This window comes from Streptomyces sp. NRRL S-37 (assembly GCF_000721605.1).
Taxonomy (GTDB): domain Bacteria; phylum Actinomycetota; class Actinomycetes; order Streptomycetales; family Streptomycetaceae; genus Streptomyces.
Genome location: NZ_JOIZ01000017.1, coordinates 194,142 through 211,847, shown reverse-complemented (window position 1 = coordinate 211,847; position 17,706 = coordinate 194,142). Strand labels below are relative to the sequence as shown.

Below are 17,706 nucleotides of genomic sequence, written 5' to 3'. Positions count from 1 at the left end.
GTTCCCACGCCCCCGTACCCTGGAGGGGTTATGACTGAGACCTCGCAGCGCTCCCGCCCCCTCCGCGTCCTGGCCGCCATGTCCGGCGGCGTCGACTCCGCCGTCGCCGCCGCCCGCGCGGCAGAAGCGGGCCACGACGTGACCGGCGTCCACCTCGCGCTCTCCGCGAACCCGCAGTCGTTCCGTACCGGCGCGCGGGGCTGCTGCACCATCGAGGACTCGCGCGACGCCCGCCGCGCCGCCGACGTCATCGGCATCCCGTTCTACGTGTGGGACCTCGCCGACCGCTTCCGCGAGGACGTCGTCGAGGACTTCGTCGCCGAGTACGAGGCCGGCCGCACCCCCAACCCGTGCCTGCGCTGCAACGAGAAGATCAAGTTCGCCGCCCTGCTGGACAAGGCGCTGGCGCTCGGCTTCGACGCGGTCTGCACCGGCCACTACGCCCAGGTGATCCTGCGCGAGGACGGCACCCGCGAACTGCACCGCGCCTCCGACATGGCCAAGGACCAGAGCTACGTCCTCGGCGTGCTCGACGACCGCCAGCTCGCCCACGCGATGTTCCCCCTCGGTGACACGGTCACCACCAAGGAGGAGATCCGCGCGGAGGCCGAGCGCAGGGGGCTGGCCGTCGCCAAGAAGCCCGACTCGCACGACATCTGCTTCATCGCCGACGGCGACACCCAGGGCTTCCTCGCGAACCGCCTCGGCAAGGCGGAGGGCGACATCGTCGACGAGTCCGGCACCAAGGTCGGCAGCCACGAGGGCGCGTACGGCTTCACCATCGGCCAGCGCAAGGGCCTGCGGATCGGCACCCCCGCCCCCGACGGCAAGCCCCGCTACGTCCTCGACATCTCCCCGGTGACCAACACCGTCACCGTCGGCCCCGCGGCCGCCCTCGACGTCACCGCCCTCACCGCGATCAAGCCCCGCTGGTGCGGCGCCGCCCCCACCGGCCCCGGCACCTACACCGCCCAGCTGCGCGCCCACGGCGGCGAGACCGAGGTGACGGCGGAACTCGTCGACGGCTCCCTGGAGGTGTCCTTCGCCGAGCCCGTCCGCGGCGTGGCCCCCGGCCAGGCGATCGTCCTGTACGACGGCACCCGCGTGGTCGGCTCGGCGACGATCGCCTCGACCGTGCGGGCGACGGCCGGAGTGGCCTGAAGGCACTCCTTCGGGCCCGGCGAGGGAAGAATGCGGTCAACGTTCGATGACGAGCTCTGGCGTATCCCGAGGAGTCGTTTTAGGCTCGACCGTGCGGATTACCCGCACGTAGGAGCCTAAGGCGGCGAACCAGGTACCCGCCTCGTCTGGAGGTCGGCCGTGCTGCTCAGTTTTCGGGTGGCCAACCACAGGTCCATCCGGGAGGAGACCGAACTCTCCCTCGTGGCCACGGAACTCAACGAGAGCACCGCCCGGCAGACCGGCGCCCGTTCCGAGGGCAAGCCGGTGTCCGTGCTGCCGACGGTCGGCATCTTCGGGGCCAACGCCTCCGGCAAGAGCAACGTCCTGGACGCCCTGCGGTTCATGCGAAAGGCGGTGCTGGAGTCCTTCGCGGACTGGGGCAAGAGGCCCGGAGTGCCACGGGAGCCGTTCGAGCTGGCCTCGGAGGCGCAGGACGAGACCAGCCTCTTCGAGGTGGACCTCCTCCTCGGCAAGCAGCCCGTCCGCTACACCTACGGCTTCGAACTGTCCGACGACCGGGTGGAGGCCGAGTGGCTGCACGCCTACCCGTCCGGGCGGCGCCAGGTGTGGTTCGACCGAGAGGCGGACCGCCCGGACGACGAGGGCGGTGAGTTCCGCTTCCCCGGCAACGGGTTGAAGGGTCACAAGGACGTGATCGTCGCGTCCACCCGCCCCGACGCCCTGTTCCTGACAGCCGGAGCCACGCTCAATCACCCAGCGCTCTCAGCGGTGCACCGCTGGTTCGTCGACAACCTCTGGCTGGTGACGTCCGGCGCGGATGTTCCCCATCGGACGGAGTGGACCCGTACGCGGCTCACCGACCGCAAGAACGGCGCCGAACTGCGTAAACGCATCGGTGCGATGCTGGCCGCAGCGGATCTGGGGATCACCGGTCTGACCCTGGACCCCGAGAGCGGCGAGGTACAGCTCCTGCACCGCAGCGTTGACGGCACTCCCCGTCCTCTGGACTTCTGGGACCAGGAGTCCTTGGGCACCCACGCCTGGTTCGCCTTCCTGGGGCCCCTCTTCCACGTCCTGGACCAGGGCGGGGTGCTCCTCGCCGACGAACTCGACTCCAGCCTCCACCCGATCCTCGCGGCGGAGGTCATCCGCCTCTTCCAGGACGAGGAGGCCAACCCGCGCACCGCGCAGCTGGTCTTCACCACGCACGACGCGACCCTGCTGGGCCCGTCCGTGGTGGAGCGGCCGCTCGACCGCGACCAGGTGTGGATCGCCCTCAAGAACGCCACCGGCGAATCCCAGCTCTACCCGATCACGGCGGCCCGCAAGGCTCGCCGCGACGACAACCTGGAACGCCGCTACCTGCACGGCCACTACGGCGGCGTCCCCCGATTGACCAGCGGCGAGATCGCACGGCAGATCGCACTCATCGAAGAGGGGCTGCGGGCAACAGCGTGAGCAGGGGACCACAGGACCACCAGAACCGGAACCAGCCGCGAGGCCGCCGACGCCGCCGCGACGCCGACGACGCCAGACCGCTGCGCCGGCCGCCCCAGTCCTACGAGGACGAGTCCCGCCGGGTGGTCTACGTCGCCGCCGAGGGCGAGAAGACCGAACGGGACTACATCGCGCTGCTGAACAAGACCTACGGCGAACCGAAGAAGTTCTTGCTCAAGTTCCACGGGGCCAGGAACGGGCTGCGTCCCACCGAGGTCGTGAAGAAGGTGATCGAGTCCGCCTCCGACCCGGCGGACGAGAAGTGGGCGCTCTTCGACCGTGACGCGCAGGACAGCCGCGACCAGGACATTCCCGACGCGATGCGTGAGGCCGCAGCCCAGGGCGTCCAGGTGGCGCTCTCCCACCCCTCCTTCGAACTGTGGCTGCTCCTGCACTTCCAGCAGTTCACCAGCCAGGAGGGAGGCGTGAACGACACCGTCCTGCGCCGACTGCGCGAGCACCGGGACGCCAAGGGCTTCGCGGAGTACGACAAGGCCTCCGGTGATCGCGGAAAGGGCCTCGACGACCAGCGCGGCCAGTCGCTCCTGGGGCGGGAGAAGGACGCCGTACGCAATGCCCGCAAGCTCGTGAGCCTGTGCTCGCACGGTTCGTGCTCGGCCCGGAACCTCGTGCACGCTCCGATTCCCGGACCGCGTACCGAGAGCTACGAGGAATGGACCCGCCGCAGCGGCCACGCCGAGAACTGCGACCCGCTCAAGCGCGACCCGTCCACCGACGTCTGGCGGCTCCTCGTCCACCTGGGGATCGTCGAGGACGAGACGTGGGCCCGGTGAGGCCGGGAATCGTCCGCGGTCCGACGGGCGATTTCTTACGGGCCGGCCGACCGGACTAGGCTGCCGGGGTTCTCCAGAATCCCGACGGCGCACGAAGGACCGGTCCGTGGCCAGACTGACCCTGCCCCAGCTCGAACGGCATCTGTTCTCGGCCGCCGACATCCTGCGCGGCCGCATGGACGCCTCCGAGTACCGGGACTACATCTTCGGGATGCTCTTCCTGAAGCGTTCCTCGGACGAGTTCCAGCCGGAGTGGGAGCGGATCTACCACGCGGAGCTCGAGAAGCCGGGCAGGGACGAGAAGGACGCCCTCGCCCGCGCCGACGACCCCGAGAGCTACCCCCGCGTCTTCTACGTGCCCCAGAAGGCACGCTGGTGGAAGGGACCCCACAAGTACCACGAGCCCCTGGAGACGGGCGGCCCGGTCCCGGAACCGGAGCCGGGCATCTCCGGCCTCACCGAGCAGGTGGGCGAAGGGCTCGACCAGGCGCTGGCGGCACTCACCGGCTCCAACGAACGGCTGGCGGGCGTCACCTCCCACATCTCCTTCAACGACACGGTCGGCACCAAGTCCCGTTTCACGACGGTCGAACTGCGCGCCTTGATCCGGCACTTCAGCCTCTACCGGCTGCGCAACGAGGACTTCGAGTTCCCGGACATGCTCGGCGCCGCGTACGAGTACCTGCTCGCCCGCTTCGCCGACTCGGCGGGGCAGCGCGGCGGTGAGTTCTACACCCCGCGCGAGGTCGTGCGGATGATGGTCCGCCTCGTGGACCCGAAGGAGCGGGAATCCGTCTACGACCCCTGCGCGGGCTCGGGCGGCATGCTGATCGCCGCGCGGGAACACGTCGAGGAGCACGGCGGGGAGCCGCAGCTGCTGTCCGTCAACGGGCAGGACAAGAACGGCCCTTCCTGGTCCATGGCCAGCATGAACATGGTGCTGCACGGCATCCGCGAGTTCGATCTCCAGCTCGGCGACACCCTCACCGAGCCGCTGCACTGGCGGCCGGACGGCAGCAAGCAGCTGCGGACCTTCACCAAGGTGCTGTCGAACCCGCCCTTCTCCCTCCCCTACGACAAGGACGAGGTCGAGAAGGCCGAGGAGGCGCACGGCACCCGGATGAAGTGGGGTTGGGCGCCGGAGACGGGCAAGAAGGCCGACCTGATGTTCGTCCAGCACATGATCTCCGTGCTGGAGCACGACGGCGTCGCCGCCACCGTCATGCCGCACGGCGTGCTGTTCCGGGGCGGCAAGGAACGCGACATCCGCAGGGAACTGCTGAAGGACGACTGCGTCGAGGCGGTGATCGGCCTCGGCCCGAACCTCTTCTACGGCACCGGCATCCCGGCCTGCATCCTGATCCTGCGCAAGCCGCACCGCAAGCACGGCGACCGGCAGGGCAACGTCCTCTTCATCAACGCCGACCGCGAGTACCGGCCGGGCAAGAACCAGAACGTCCTCGGCCCTGAGCACGTCGAGAAGATCGTCACGGTCTACCGCGACTGGACCCCGATCGACGGCTACGCGCGCGTCGTCAGCAGGGACGACCTGCTGGCCGCCGACTGCAACCTCAACATCCGCCGCTGGGTCGACAACTCGCCGGCCGCGGAGCCGCAGGACGTGCGCGCGCACCTGTACGGGGGTGTGCCGAAGGCGGAGATCGACGCGAAGAGGGAGGCCTTCGAGGCCTACGGCGTGGACCTGCCGTCGCTCTTCGCGGCGCGAGCGGACGACGAGGACTACGTCGACTTCCTGCCGGAGGGGCCTGACGCCACGGCCGAGCGCATTCCGGGCCTCGCGGTGGCGAAGGAGCGCGAGCTGGGTGAGGCGTACGGGAAGTGGTGGGCCGAGCAGGCCGAGCATTTCTCGAACCTGAGTGTGGACCGGCAGCCGATGCGGTTGCGGGAGCGGCTGGTCGCCGGCTTCCGGGCGGCGATCGAGCCGGTCGGCATCCTGGACCGGTACGAGACGGACGGGATCGTCGCCGACTGGTGGGCGTCCGCGCGGTACGACGTGAAGGCGCTGGCTGCGGGTGGCTACGAGCGGGTGCTCGACGGCTGGGTGGAGACCGTGGAGACCATGGTCAACCCCGTCGTCCCCGACGAGGACGAGAGCGAGGGCGGACGGCCCCGCCGCGGCCGGTCCAAGTCCACGGTCACCACGGCGGACAAGCGCCGCGCGCTGGACGAGTCGGTCGTACGGTCCCTCATCCCCGAGTTCCTGGCGGAGGTCGCCCGCGCGGACACGGCGCTGGCGGAGGCGGACGTGGCATACAAGGAAGCGGTGGCCCGGCTGGCGGAGGTGCAGGGGCCTGCGACCTCGGACGCGGACGGCGACGAGGAAGAGGCCTCCGAGGGGGAGGTGCCGGAACCCGAGGCGGCCGACCCTGAGGAGATCGCCGCCCTGGAGAAGGCGGTCACCCAACGCCGCAAGGAGCGCACGGCGGCCTCGAAACACCGGTCGGCCCTGGACACGAAGTTCCTGCCGGAGCTGAAGGCGGCGGCTGAGATGGCCAAGGCCGAGGACAGCGGACAGCGCGTTGTCCTCGAGGTCCTCGGTGAGGGCCTCTCCACCCGCCTGGGCGCGATGTCTGCCGCAGGCCGCCGCGAACTGGTCACGGCCTTCCGCCGCTGGGCCGAGAAGTACGCGGTGTCGCTGGCGGAGCTGGAGGCGGACAGCGAGGGCGCGGCGGAAGAGTTTGGGGCGTGGCTGAAGGAGCTGGGTTATGGGCGGTGAGGTGCGTGCAACGACGTATCCGGAAGTTCCGCTGAAGGACCTAGTGACGCGTATCGAGACCGGCTGGAGTCCGGTCTGCTCCTCGAAACCGCCTGGCCTGGATGAATGGGGCGTGATCAAGCTGAGTGCGATCACGACCGGGAGATTTATTGAGACTGAGGCCAAGGCGTTCCTTTCGGGATCTTTTCCCCGTACGGAGTTTGAAGTGCGCGCTGGCGATGTCCTCATGGCCCGTGCTAATGGAGTAAAAAGCCTTGTCGGAGTTGCGTGTACTGTAAGAAAGGTTCGGCGGCATCTGCTGCTTCCTGACCTGGCTTTCCGGCTTGTTTCAAATCCTAGTAAAGTAGACCCAACCTTCCTCGGGCTTGCTTTGTCGTCTGCTGGGCTGCGCGACCAGATCGAAGCGGCAATGAGGGGAACAAGCGGGCAGTACAAGATTTCCAAGGCTGACGTTCGACATTTGCGTGTTCCTCTGCCTAACTTTCACGAACAGCAGAGGATTGTCGCTGCTCACGCGGTGATGGAGTGGCGAATCGCAGCGCTGGAGCGTGTGCGGGACAAGTTCAGGGCTGCCGAGACTGCATTGGCTGCTGAGGTATTTGCCAACGTGGGATCACCCTGGCCCACCGCCCGCTTGGAGTCGATCGCAACGGTCGCCGCTGGTGTGACATTGGGCTCCGAACCGGTCGGAGAAGGGACCGTGGAACTTCCCTATCTGCGTGTCGCAAACGTATTGGACGGAAGGATCGATACGGCCGACCTGAAGCGGGTGCGCATTCTCCGTTCGCAATACGAGCGTTTCGCACTAAGCAAGGGCGACCTGCTCCTGACGGAAGGCGGAGACCTGGACAAGTTGGGTCGAGGTGCGGTTTGGGATGGACGTATCGACCAGTGCTTGCATCAGAATCACGTCTTCCGGGTGCGGTGCGGAGAGGAGATGTCGCCGGACTTCCTCTCGTTGTACACCTCGTCCGATGTCGGCCGTTCCTATTTTCAGCGGGTCGGCAAGCAAACCACGAACCTTGCGTCCATCAATTCCACTCAGGTGAAAAACATGCCGGTCCCGGTGCCGTCGCTCGCCGAGCAGGAGAAACTACTCGGCCCGATCCGTTCGATTCGGTCTCGTGTTGCTGCGGTGGACCGCAAGTTGTCCAAGCTCCGCGTGATCCAGCAAGGAGTTCTGGAAGACCTTCTGAGTGGCAGGGCCGTTGCTGGTCAACGCGGTGAGGCCTCACGTAGTTGAGTGACAAGGGCGGCGAACGCGGCGCGGCTGGTTCTGATAACCAGCTGCGGGCGGGTGCTGTTTCGTATCGCTACGTCGCCGTCCTCGTCGGCGACGGCGATTTCCACGCAGTTGTTGCCGCCCCCGCCGCAGAATGACGAACGCTTCCAGTCCAGTGCGGTCACCGCTCCAGTCCTCTCACAGTTCGTGTGCGATGGAACGGATGAGCTTCTGGGATGCGTCGGGTGACAGCGCCGTCCGTTCCATCAGGTCCAACAGCGAACGATAGTTCGCCAGTGGCGTCGGGGCATCCACGAAGGTGGCGCCAAGGGCCGTGTCGAGCTGGACGGTGTCCAACTGCGGTACGGAGCCCTCGGCGTAGAGGACGGACTGTCCGGCACCGTGGAAAGCGCCGGCGCTGAACGGGATCACCAGCAGGGTGATGTGAGGACGGTCAGCTGCGTCGGCCAAGCGGTTCAGCTGCTTGCGCGCCACCTCTCGGCCTCCGAACTGCAGCCGGAGAGCGGCCTCGTGGATGATGCCGACGTACGGTGTCGGGCTGTCACCGAAGAGGACGGCCTGTCTGCCCATGCGGTGCGCAACGCGCAGCTCCACGTCGAGGCGGGGAAGTTTCGGCACCGTGAACTCGAAGATCGCCCGCGCGTGCTCCTCGATCTGCAGCAATCCGGGCAGGTGCACGGTCTGAGCAGTGCGGATGCGGGTGGCGTAGTGCTCCACTTCAGAGACGTCGAGGTGGCCCTCGGGCAGCTTCCCTCGGTACTCGTCCCACCAGTGACGGACGCGTCTGGTGTCCGCGATCGAGGCGAGGGCCTCTACGAGTGCTTCGTCCGGACACTGGTAGTGGCAGGCGAGTTGGCGTACACGGTCGCCGCTGACCGTCGTCCGTCCGGCCTCGATGTTGGACACCATCGTGCGGTCCGCGCCGAGCATCGAGGCGGCCTCCTGGATGGAGACGCCTGCCTGCTCGCGCAAGCGACGTAGTTCCGCGGCCAGACGTCGCTGTCGGCCGGTCGGTGAGTTCCGTGGCGCCATGAATCCTCTTTCGTGCGAGCGCGACGCAGTCTGTCAGGTAGGCGTATTGCGGTCTAGTGAGCAGCTAATTGATTCACTCATTCGTGAAATTTGACTCACATGTGAGTCAACTGGCCTTACGGTGTGAGCCGTACCGCTTGCTGCCCACCCGGCGGAAGCGCACCGCCCGCCCTTCTCCGTCCCGGGCCCAACGGGAAGGCGCGCGGCGGCAGGCCACCGCCGGGTGTCGTGGGCCCGGACCCATGCCGTGGGGGCGCCGTACGGGACACCCCACCGACCAACCCCGACGAACCGACACCGTGACCGTCGCACCGCGAACCCGCACACGCACAAGGAGGTGACGCGTGAAGAACGCGGAACCGGAACACGAGCAGACCCCCGAACCGCCCCGCCGGGACGACCACGTCATCCCCAGCCCACCCCTCATCCCGTTCACCGAACCCTGGGAGTACGAGCTGCACTTCCCCCGCGACCCGCGCGGGCCGGCCGTCGCCCGTACGACGCTCAAGGCCGTGCTCGGGGCGCACGGGCTGGGGGAGTTCACCGACCGGGCGGAACTGCTCACCTCCGAGCTGACCACCAACGCAGTCCGCTACTCCCTCGGGCCCGCCACCGTGCGGCTGTGCTGGACGAACCCGGTCCTGCGGGTCAGCGTGATGGACACCTGTCCCGTGTTCCCCCTGCCGCTGGTGCAGGACGGGCCGGACGCCGAGCGCGGGCGGGGGTTGCTGATCCTCGACCTGCTGGCCGACGCGTGGGGCGGATGCAGCCTCGGGGAGTCGCTGTTCGGAGTGGGCGGCAAGACCATCTGGTTCGAGCTGGTGCTCGGCGGAGGTGATCCGCCGCCCGGCGGCGGTACCGGCGACGGCATCACGCCGAGACCGCCCGTACTGCCGGTGCTCGCGGCCTGAACGGCCACCCCGGCCCACCCTCCGAAAACCGTGAACACTTGCCCGGCAAGTGTTCACGGTTTCGTGACGGCCCATCCCATGCCCCACCAACCGGTTGGCCGGATATGCCACCCCACTCACGCTCCTCCTGACGTCAACCGCCTGCGCAGGTAGGGTGATCCGCACCTCTGTTCACGATGGTGTGGGCGGTGCGTACGGCGACGGGCGGGGCAAGGGGAGCCGGTGGCGGAACAGCCGGAGTACGTGAAGGTCGAACGGCCGCTGATCGAGCAGCTGGAGGCCATGGGGTGGGAACACCTGCGGGGCGCGCCCCCGGGACAGCCCGCCACCCGACCCGAGGACTCCGGGCGCAGGTCGTTCACCGACGTCGTCTACGCGGACCGGTTCCGCAACGCCGTGGCCCGGATCAACGTCCGCCCGGAGGACGGTACCTCCTGGCTCACCGCCCAGCAGCTCGACCACGTCCTCGCCCGCGTACGCGGCACCGCTCCCGGTCAGGGCGCGGCCGGGCGGGGCGTCACCGCGAACTTAGAAGTCACCCGGCTGCTGAGGGAGGGCATTCCCGCCCGGACGATCCCCGGCTGGACCAAGGGCGACCCCGAGCACGTCCGACTCGTCGACTGGGACGGGCGGTTCGAGGACGGCAACGACTTCCTGGCCGTCTCCCAGTTCCGGGTGGAACGTCTCGGCGCCCCGGCCGCCACCCCCGACCTGGTGCTGTTCGTGAACGGCCTGCCCTGGGTGGTCGTCGAGTGCAAGGCGCCCGTGACCAGCAGCCGCAAGGACGCGCGCTTCGCCCTCGACCAGGCGGTCATGGAGGTCATCGCCTACGCGGGCACGGACGCCACCGCCCCCGTGGCCGAGTTCACCCGCTTCGCGCAGCTGCTCGTCGGCACCGACTGGACGCACGCCGAACTCGGCACCGTCACCGCCGAGGCCGAGCACTTCGCGCCCTGGCGGACCGTGGTACCCGCCCGGGAGGCGGAGGTCAAGGCCGAGACCGGGGTCCCGGAGGACCGGCAGCTCTCGGCGCAGCAGACGCTGGTCGCCGGCGTCCTGCGGCCGGCCCACCTCCTCACCCTCGTCAGGGACTTCACGACCGAGACCCGGCACGGCTCGCGCACCGTGAAGGCCGTCGGCCGCTTCCAGCAGTTCCGGGCGGTCCACGCGATCGCCGCGACGCTCCGCGAGCGCCGCCGGGCCCTCGACGCGGGGGAGGACGTCCACCAGCGCGGCGGGGTCGTCTGGCACACCCAGGGCTCCGGCAAGAGCCTCACCATGGCCTTCCTCGTCCGTCACCTCAGGAGCACCAAGGACCTGCGCGGACACAAGGTCGTCGTGGTCACCGACCGCATCGACCTGGAGAAGCAGATCCGGCGCAGCCTCGCCGCGGCCGAGGAGAAGATCTACCGCTCGGGCTCGGTCCCACAGGCCCGCCAGTACCTCGCCGTCGACGTCCCCGACCTCACCCTGGTGATGCTCCAGAAGGCGCGCCGGGACGACACCGCCTGGGACGGCCGCGAGGAGAAGCTCGCCGAGACGCCGGACGAGCAGGACGTGGTCCAGAATCACGTCGCCAACCCCGGGCACGACATCGTCGTCCTGGTCGACGAGGCGCACCGGGGACATCACGCCTGGCAGCACGCCCGGCTGCGCGCCATGCTGCCGAACGCCGTCCTGGTCGGCTTCACCGGCACCCCCATCCTCAGCAAGGCGCGCAAGACCACCGAGGACATCTTCGGAAGCTTCACCGACACCTACACCCTGCGTGACGCCGAGACCGACCGGGCCGTCGTCCCCGTGCGCTACGAGGCCCACCACGTGCGCCTGGAGGTCATCGAGAAGGCCGTCCTGGACGCCTCCTTCGACGTGGAGGTCCCCGCCAATCCGGAGCAGCGGGAGCGGGTCCTGCGGAAGTTCGCCCGCAAGAAGGAAGTCCTCGAAACACCGTCGGTGATCGCGGACAAGGCCGAGCACATGCTGCGCCACTGGGCGCGCACCGCGCTGCCCGACCGGTTCGGCGCACAGGTCGTGACGGTGTCCCGTAAGGCGGCCGTCCGCTACCGCGACGCGCTGCTCGCCGCCCGGGCCCGCCTCGTGGCGGAGCTCGACGCGCTCGACCGCGACCTGGCGTACGACCCGAGCGGCTACGACACGGCCTCCCCCGAGGAACGGGAACTGCTGGACCTGCTGCCCCACAAGACCCTGCTCCGCTCCATCGACGCCGCGGTGGTCATCTCCCAGGCGTCCTCGGGGCCGACCCCCGACCCGGAGGACTGGAAGACCTGGACGGCCAAGTCCCGGCAGGACGCGTACATCACGCGCTTCAAGCGCGGACTCGGTGACCCGCGGGCCGCCGCGGACGATCCTTCCTGGGAGGCGACGACGCACGGCAGACCCGTGGATGTCACGTACCCCGGAGGCCCTGGCACGTCGGGCGACCCGTGGCACGCCGACCGGCCCGACGCCCGGGACGACACAGCACGGGCCGAGGACGACGACCCGATGGCCTTCCTGGTCGTCCAGTCCATGCTCCTCACCGGCTTCGACGCCCCCGTCGAGCAGGTTCTCTACCTCGACTGCCCGCTCTCCGGCGTCGGACTGCTCCAGGCGGTGGCCCGCACCAACCGCCTGTACCCGCACAAGGCATGGGGCCAGGTCGTCGACTACATCGGTGTCGGGCCTGAGCTCGCCCGTTCCCTGACCGAGTACGACGAGGCCCACCTGCGCGCCGTGTACGGCTACGAGGACCTGTCCCTCGACCACCTGAGGCCGGACTACGAGGGTGACCAGCCGGTCCGCGACCGGATGTGGCTGGAGACCGAGGCCGCCGCCGACGACCGCCTGGCCGACCTGCGCAAGCAGATCACCGAACTCCTCGCGGACCGGGGCGTCACCTCGCTGGCCGACCAGCGGCAGCGCGACGACCTGCTCGCCGCGCTCGCCGACCCCCTGCTGCTGGGCGAGTTCGACGAACTCGTCCGCGACTTCCTGACCGCGCTCAACGCCGTGCTGCCGAGGCCCGCCGCCCTGAAGTACGAGACCGACGCGCGCCTGCTGGGCGAGACCCAGTACCTGGCCCGGCAGCGCTACCTGGACGGACGCGACGACTTCAGCCCGCGCCGCTACGGCGCCAAGGTGCGCCGGCTCATCTCCCGCCACCTGCGGGTCTCGGGCATCGAGGAACGTATACCGTCGGTCGAGCTGTCGGCGGCGGACTTCATGGAGCGGGTGGACGCCAACCCGGACCCGCGGACCAGAACCGACTACATGAGGAGCAGGATCCGGCTCCACATCGACGCCCGCCTCGGCTCCGACCGCACGCTCCACCAGCGGTTCAGCGCCCGGTTGGAGGAGATCGTCCGCCAGATGGGCGACGACTTCGAACAGGCCGCGGCCGCGCTCGCGGCCCTGCGCACCGATGTCCTCGCGGCCGAGGACGGGGACCACGTGGACGTCGGGGACGACCGGGTGCGCGAACTCGACCGGTGGACGGAACAGCCGGTCTACAGGCTGTTGAAGGAGGCCTTCGAGGAGACCGGGACGCCGGAGGGAGTCGACCTCGTCCAAGGGACCCTCGACCTCACCGCCGAGATCGCGCGGCTCGTCGGCTCCCAGGACTTCGTCGTGCTCGCGGACACTCAGATCAGGGTGCGCCGGGAACTGCGCGTCCACCTGGAGGAGGACCTGCACGTGGACTGGGCGCGGGGCGGTCCGCTCGCCGGGGACCTGGTGGAACTCGCCCGCGACCGGCACGCCGACTTCCTGCGCTACCGGCGCCGGACCGACTGACCGCCACGGACCACCCTCGCCCGAGCCGTTCCGCCCGGTGGTAGGAATGGCGGGTGACCGGCCCCGTCCATCCCGCCCAGCAGGCGATCGCAGCCCTGCCGCTCCCCGACGAGTGGGAGTGGGAGCTCGTCGTCCGTCCCCGGCGCCGGACCCTGGGCATCGACGTCGCCCCGGACGGCGGTGTGCGCTTCGCCGTGCCGCCGGACGCCGATCCCCGCGAGGTGGCCGACGCCGTGCGGTCCCGGCTGCCCCGGCTCGCGGACGAGGTACGGCGCCGGCGCGAGCGTCCCGCCGAGCAGGTCAAGGAACTGGTGGACGGGACGGGCTTCGCCTACCTCGGCCGCCGTCACCGGTTGCGGATCGTCCCGGCGGGCGAGGGGCGGCGGGTGCGCCTGAACCAGGGCTGGCTCGAGCTGCCGCGGCCCACTCACCGGCGGGCCGGCGGGCAGGCCGTCATCGAGTGGTACAGGGCGTGCGGCAGTCGGTGGCTCGCCGTGCGCGCGCCCTCGTACGCCGGAATGATCGGTGTGTCACCGACGGCCCTGGAAGTGCGCGACCTGGGTTCCCGGTGGGGTGCCTGCGCCCCCGACGGCACCATCACCGTCCACTGGGCCGTCCTGCAGTTGCCCGCCGCACTGGTCGACCTCGTTCTCGTCCACGAACTGTGCCACTTGCGGACGCCCGGGCACGGTGCCGCGTTCCGCGCGCTGGTCCGGCGCATCCTGCCGGACGCCGACGAGCGCGAGCGCCGTTTCGCGGAACAGGAACCGGAACTGTGGCGCGGCGCGGTGAAGTAGCACGGCCGCCCCGCCGGCGGACCGCGCCCGCACCGCTCACCGCGTGAAGAACTCCGCCAGGACCGGGGCCAGGACGTCCGGTTCGACCATATGGGTCTGGCCCTCCAGGGTGCGGTACGTGCCCCGGGGGACGGACTCCGCGATCGCCCGCGCGGCCTCGCGCATCCACGCCGGGCTCGCGTCGCCCGCGATCGACAGCACCGGCACGCCGACCGACGCCAGCAGTTCGCGCGGCACGCTCCCGTCGCCCATCACGGCGTCGTCGTACGCGAGACTCGGCGCGAGCGACTCCATCCCGGCCCACATCGGCGACTGCCGCGCGCCCTGGATGACGTCCTCACCGAGGCCGGTCAGCCGCAGGAACAGCTCCACCGCGTCCCCGCGCCGTCCCTCGGCGAGCGCCGCCGTCAGCCGCTCGGTGTACCGTGCCCGCTCCCCGAGATCCTCCTCGGACATCGCGTACGGCGTCTCGTACACGCAGACGCGGCGCACCGGAAGTCCGCTCGCCGCCGCCCTGAGCGCCAGCGCGCCGCCCGAGGAGACGCCGTACAGCGCGGCCTCACCGCCCACCGCACCGATCAGCGCCGCCAGGTCCTCGACCTCGCGCTCCACCGCGTACGGCGCCGTGTCCCCGCTGCCGCCCCGGCCCCGGCGGTCGTACACGACCACCCGGAACCGCTCCGAGAGACGGGCCGCCAGCGGGGCCACCGTGCCGCCCGTCGACATCGCACCGCTGACGAGAACGACCGTGGCACCCCGCCCGGCGCTCTCGTACGCCAAGGGGGTGCCGTCACGCGAAGAGATGTTCTTGTCCATGTCACGCCAGACTGCCGCACGGCACGGCGTTCATCGGTGAGGCGGGCGGCGCGTTCGCCCAGCACAACCCGTTTACGGGATCAGCCGACTTCCACCTCGTAGAAGCAGAGGTGGTCCTTGATCCGCGCGACGTCCGGCTTCGGCTCCGGGTACGCCCAGACCAGGTCCGCCGCGTCCGGCAGCGACCAGTAGGAGGCGGTGCCCTTGAAGGGGCAGTGCGTGTGCGTCTCCGAGGGCGTCAGCAGGTCGAGCCGTACGTCCGCCGGGGGGATGTAGTACCGGTCCGGACAGCCCGTCTCCCTCAGCAGCAGCGCCCCGTCGCTCTCCGCCAGCACCTGCCCGCCGCGCACCACGCGCACGTGCCGGTCACTGTCCTCGATGGTGATGCGATGGCCCGTGGTCACGATCGTTCCTCCTCGGGTGGCCGATTCCGTGAGTACAGCGCACTCCGGAGCGGACTTCTTCCCGGGAGGGATCCGCAGGAGGACGAAAGGACCCGTACGGTGGGTCCGTGAACATCTGTGTCTTTCTCTCCGCCGCCGACCTCGACGAACGCTACACACGCCCCGCGCGGGAATTCGCGCGGCTGCTCGGCAAGGGCGGGCACACGCTGGTGTGGGGCGGCTCCGACGTCGGCCTGATGAAGGTCGTCGCCGACGGTGTGGAGGAGGCGGGCGGCCGGCTCTGCGGCGTCTCCGTGGAGTTCCTCGCGGCGAAGGCGCGCGACGGCGTCGACGAGATGGTGATCGCGCGTGACCTCGCCGAGCGCAAGCGGCTGCTGCTGGAGAAGGCCGACGCGGTGGTCATCATGGTCGGCGGCACCGGCACCCTCGACGAGGCGACCGAGATCCTGGAGCTGAAGAAGCACGGACACACCGAGAAGCCGGTGGTGCTGCTCAACACCGCGGGCTTCTACGACGGCCTCAAGGAGCAGTTCCGCCGCATGGAGGACGAGGGCTTCCTGCCCCGTCCGCTCACCGAGCTGGTGTTCTTCGCCGAGGAGCCGGTGGGCGCACTGGCCTACCTGGAGGAGAGCCTGGGCGCAAAGTGACCGCCCGATGATGCGAGCATGGCGGGCATGGCTACACATGTGATCACCGGAGCGGGCTCCGGCATCGGCGCGGCCGTCGCCCGCCGCCTGCACACGCGCGGCGACGAACTCGTCCTGCACGCGCGCGACGCGGGCCGGGCGAAGGAACTGGCGGCGGAGTTCCCCGGCGCCCGCACCCTCGTCGGCGACCTGGCGGACCCCGACAAGCTCTCCTGGGCCTTCTCCCACCAGTCGCTCCCGGATCGGGTGGACTCCCTCCTGCACATCGCCGGCGTGGTCGACCTCGGCCCGGTCGGCGAGCTGACCCCGAAGACCTGGCGCCACCAGCTCAACGTCAACCTGATCGCCCCCGCCGAGCTGACCCGGCACTTCCTGCCCCAGCTCCGCGCGAGCCGGGGCCACGTGATCTTCGTCAACTCCGGCGCCGGCCTGGCCGCCCACGCCGACTGGTCCGCCTACGCCGCCTCCAAGCACGGCCTGAAGGCCCTCGCGGACTCCCTGCGTCACGAGGAGCACGGCAACGGCGTCCGCGTCACCTCGGTCTACCCCGGCCGCACCGCCAGCCCCATGCAGGCCAAGGTCCACCAGCAGGAGGGCAAGGAGTACGACCCCGCGCGGTGGATCGACCCCGAGTCGGTCGCCACGACCATCCTGACGGCCCTGGACCTCCCGGCCGACGCGGAGATCAACGACCTGACGGTCCGACCGGGGCGGTGACCATTCGGTAGGAACAGCCCCTCCGGCGTTTGATCGGTAGGAACAGCCCCTCCGGCGTTTGAGGAGCGGGGGTCCGGGGGCGGAGCCCCCGGGGACGGGACGGGAAGGGGCGGCGGGGGCGAAAACCTCCGGCCGCCCACTGCGTACGCTTCTCGGGTGAGCGAAAACAGCCAGTTCAGCTTCGCCCCCGCGACAGGGATCGGCTCCATGCCGGGCGGGGACGCCCGAGAGGCCGCCAAAACGGTCACCGGCAGCTTCGAGACCTTCCCCCACCTCCCCGAACTCCCCGCCCGCGGCCCCGGCGCGGACATGATCGGCCGCACCGCGGGCATGCTCGTGGAGCTCTACGCCCGCGTGGAGCCCAGTGGCTGGCGCCTCGGCGACCGCCCGGGCCGCGACACCAAACGCGCCCGCTCCTGGCTCGGCGAGGACCTCGACGCGCTGGAGGAGTTCACCCAGGAGTACCAGGGGCCCCTGAAGGTCCAGGCGGTCGGCCCGTGGACGCTCGCCGCCGCCCTGGAGCTGAAGAACGGCGAGGCCGCCCTCTCCGACCCCGGCGCCTGCCGCGACCTCGCCGCCTCCCTCGCCGAGGGACTGCGCCTCCACCTCGCCGAGGTGCGGCGGCGCGTGCCCGGCGCGCGGCTCGTCCTGCAGCTCGACGAACCCTCCCTCACCGCCGTACTGCGCGGACAGGTGCGGACCGCCAGCGGCTACCGCACCCACCGCGCGGTGGACCGGCAGATCGTCGAGGCCACGCTGCGGGACGTCGTCGGGGTGCACGACGGCGGGCCCGTCGTGGTCCACTCGTGCGCACCGGACGTCCCGTTCGCCCTGCTGCGCCGGGCGGGCGCGGCGGGGATCTCCTTCGACTTCTCCCTCCTCACCGAGCGTGACGACGAGGTGATCGGGGAAGCGGTGGAGAACGGGACCCGGCTGTTCGCCGGTGTCGTCCCGGGCACGGACGGACCGTTGTCGGACCCGGGCGGTAGCGTCATGGGTGTCAGGACGCTCTGGCGCAGGCTGGGGCTGCGGCCGGGACTCCTCCCGGAGGCGGTCACGCTCACCCCGGCGTGCGGACTCGCGGGGGCCTCCCCGGAGTACGCGCGCAGGGCCCTCGCCCAGTGCGTCCGGGCGGCGAGATCCCTCGCGGACAACCCAGAGTGACGGGAGGACATA

General features: G+C 70.1%; 15 protein-coding genes. 11 read left to right on the top strand and 4 right to left on the bottom strand.

The genetic code is table 11. From position 1 onward, the window contains the following. The first annotated feature begins 30 nt into the window (after positions 1–30). The 5 genes from mnmA to IH50_RS41720 all read left to right on the top strand — a co-directional run bounded on the left by mnmA (position 31) and on the right by IH50_RS41720 (position 7,414). On the top strand, positions 31–1,161 hold the full coding sequence (gene mnmA, locus IH50_RS0124860; protein WP_030866400.1) for a tRNA 2-thiouridine(34) synthase MnmA: 1,131 nt from the start codon (positions 31–33) through the stop codon (positions 1,159–1,161). Positions 1,162–1,320: 159 nt separating this feature from the next. After that, positions 1,321–2,601 carry an AAA family ATPase gene (locus IH50_RS0124855; RefSeq protein ID WP_030866397.1) on the top strand — a complete coding sequence of 427 codons (1,281 nt, stop codon included), beginning with the start codon at positions 1,321–1,323 and terminating at the stop codon, positions 2,599–2,601. Further along, positions 2,598–3,434, top strand: coding sequence for an RloB family protein (locus IH50_RS38855; RefSeq protein WP_030866395.1), 837 nt, complete (start codon positions 2,598–2,600; stop codon positions 3,432–3,434). Before IH50_RS0124855 ends, IH50_RS38855 begins: the two co-directional genes overlap by 4 nt. 106 nt (positions 3,435–3,540) lie before the next feature. Continuing rightward, positions 3,541–6,171, top strand: a complete 2,631-nt coding sequence (locus IH50_RS0124845; protein ID WP_030866392.1) for an N-6 DNA methylase — start codon at positions 3,541–3,543, stop codon at positions 6,169–6,171. Further along, complete coding sequence (locus tag IH50_RS41720; protein ID WP_158801297.1) at positions 6,161–7,414, top strand: hypothetical protein; 1,254 nt, start codon at positions 6,161–6,163, stop codon at positions 7,412–7,414. The genes IH50_RS0124845 and IH50_RS41720 overlap by 11 nt, the downstream gene beginning before the upstream one ends. Here IH50_RS41720 and IH50_RS40040 read toward each other — a convergent pair. Then, positions 7,387–7,578: a DUF397 domain-containing protein gene (locus IH50_RS40040; protein ID WP_078914086.1), complete on the bottom strand. Its 192-nt coding sequence runs from the start codon at positions 7,576–7,578 to the stop codon at positions 7,387–7,389. The two genes, IH50_RS41720 and IH50_RS40040, sit on opposite strands and share 28 nt — an antisense overlap. A 13-nt stretch (positions 7,579–7,591) precedes the next feature. Further along, positions 7,592–8,446 carry a helix-turn-helix domain-containing protein gene (locus IH50_RS0124835; RefSeq protein ID WP_030866384.1) on the bottom strand — a complete coding sequence of 285 codons (855 nt, stop codon included), beginning with the start codon at positions 8,444–8,446 and terminating at the stop codon, positions 7,592–7,594. 344 nt (positions 8,447–8,790) lie between these two features. Here IH50_RS0124835 and IH50_RS0124830 point away from each other — a divergent pair, with 344 nt between their 5' ends. From IH50_RS0124830 to IH50_RS0124820, 3 genes are all read left to right on the top strand, one after another. Then, positions 8,791–9,357 (top strand): ATP-binding protein, encoded by a 567-nt coding sequence (locus IH50_RS0124830; RefSeq protein ID WP_234328234.1) that lies wholly within the window; start codon positions 8,791–8,793, stop codon positions 9,355–9,357. A 222-nt stretch (positions 9,358–9,579) separates the two neighbouring features. After that, on the top strand, positions 9,580–13,149 hold the full coding sequence (locus IH50_RS0124825; RefSeq protein ID WP_030866376.1) for a type I restriction endonuclease subunit R: 3,570 nt from the start codon (positions 9,580–9,582) through the stop codon (positions 13,147–13,149). Positions 13,150–13,202: 53 nt separating this feature from the next. Further along, a complete protein-coding gene (locus IH50_RS0124820; protein WP_051767433.1) occupies positions 13,203–13,946 on the top strand; it encodes a M48 family metallopeptidase in 744 nt (247 codons plus the stop codon). Between the two features lie 36 nt (positions 13,947–13,982). Here IH50_RS0124820 and IH50_RS0124815 read toward each other — a convergent pair whose 3' ends face one another. Together IH50_RS0124815 and IH50_RS0124810 are read right to left on the bottom strand one after the other, a co-directional pair. Continuing rightward, entirely contained in the window at positions 13,983–14,762 is a 780-nt protein-coding gene (locus IH50_RS0124815) for an alpha/beta fold hydrolase (protein ID WP_030866370.1), read from the bottom strand. 80 nt (positions 14,763–14,842) lie between these two features. Next, entirely contained in the window at positions 14,843–15,166 is a 324-nt protein-coding gene (locus IH50_RS0124810; protein WP_030866368.1) for a DUF427 domain-containing protein, read from the bottom strand. Between the two features lie 107 nt (positions 15,167–15,273). Here IH50_RS0124810 and IH50_RS0124805 point away from each other — a divergent pair, with 107 nt between their 5' ends. The 3 genes from IH50_RS0124805 to IH50_RS0124795 all read left to right on the top strand — a co-directional run bounded on the left by IH50_RS0124805 (position 15,274) and on the right by IH50_RS0124795 (position 17,694). Further along, complete coding sequence (locus tag IH50_RS0124805; RefSeq protein ID WP_030866365.1) at positions 15,274–15,813, top strand: TIGR00730 family Rossman fold protein; 540 nt, start codon at positions 15,274–15,276, stop codon at positions 15,811–15,813. Positions 15,814–15,840: 27 nt separating this feature from the next. Beyond that, positions 15,841–16,530, top strand: a complete 690-nt coding sequence (locus IH50_RS0124800; RefSeq protein WP_199822128.1) for an SDR family oxidoreductase — start codon at positions 15,841–15,843, stop codon at positions 16,528–16,530. A 156-nt stretch (positions 16,531–16,686) separates the two neighbouring features. Further along, complete coding sequence (locus tag IH50_RS0124795; protein WP_030866361.1) at positions 16,687–17,694, top strand: methionine synthase; 1,008 nt, start codon at positions 16,687–16,689, stop codon at positions 17,692–17,694. Positions 17,695–17,706: the final 12 nt, after the last annotated feature.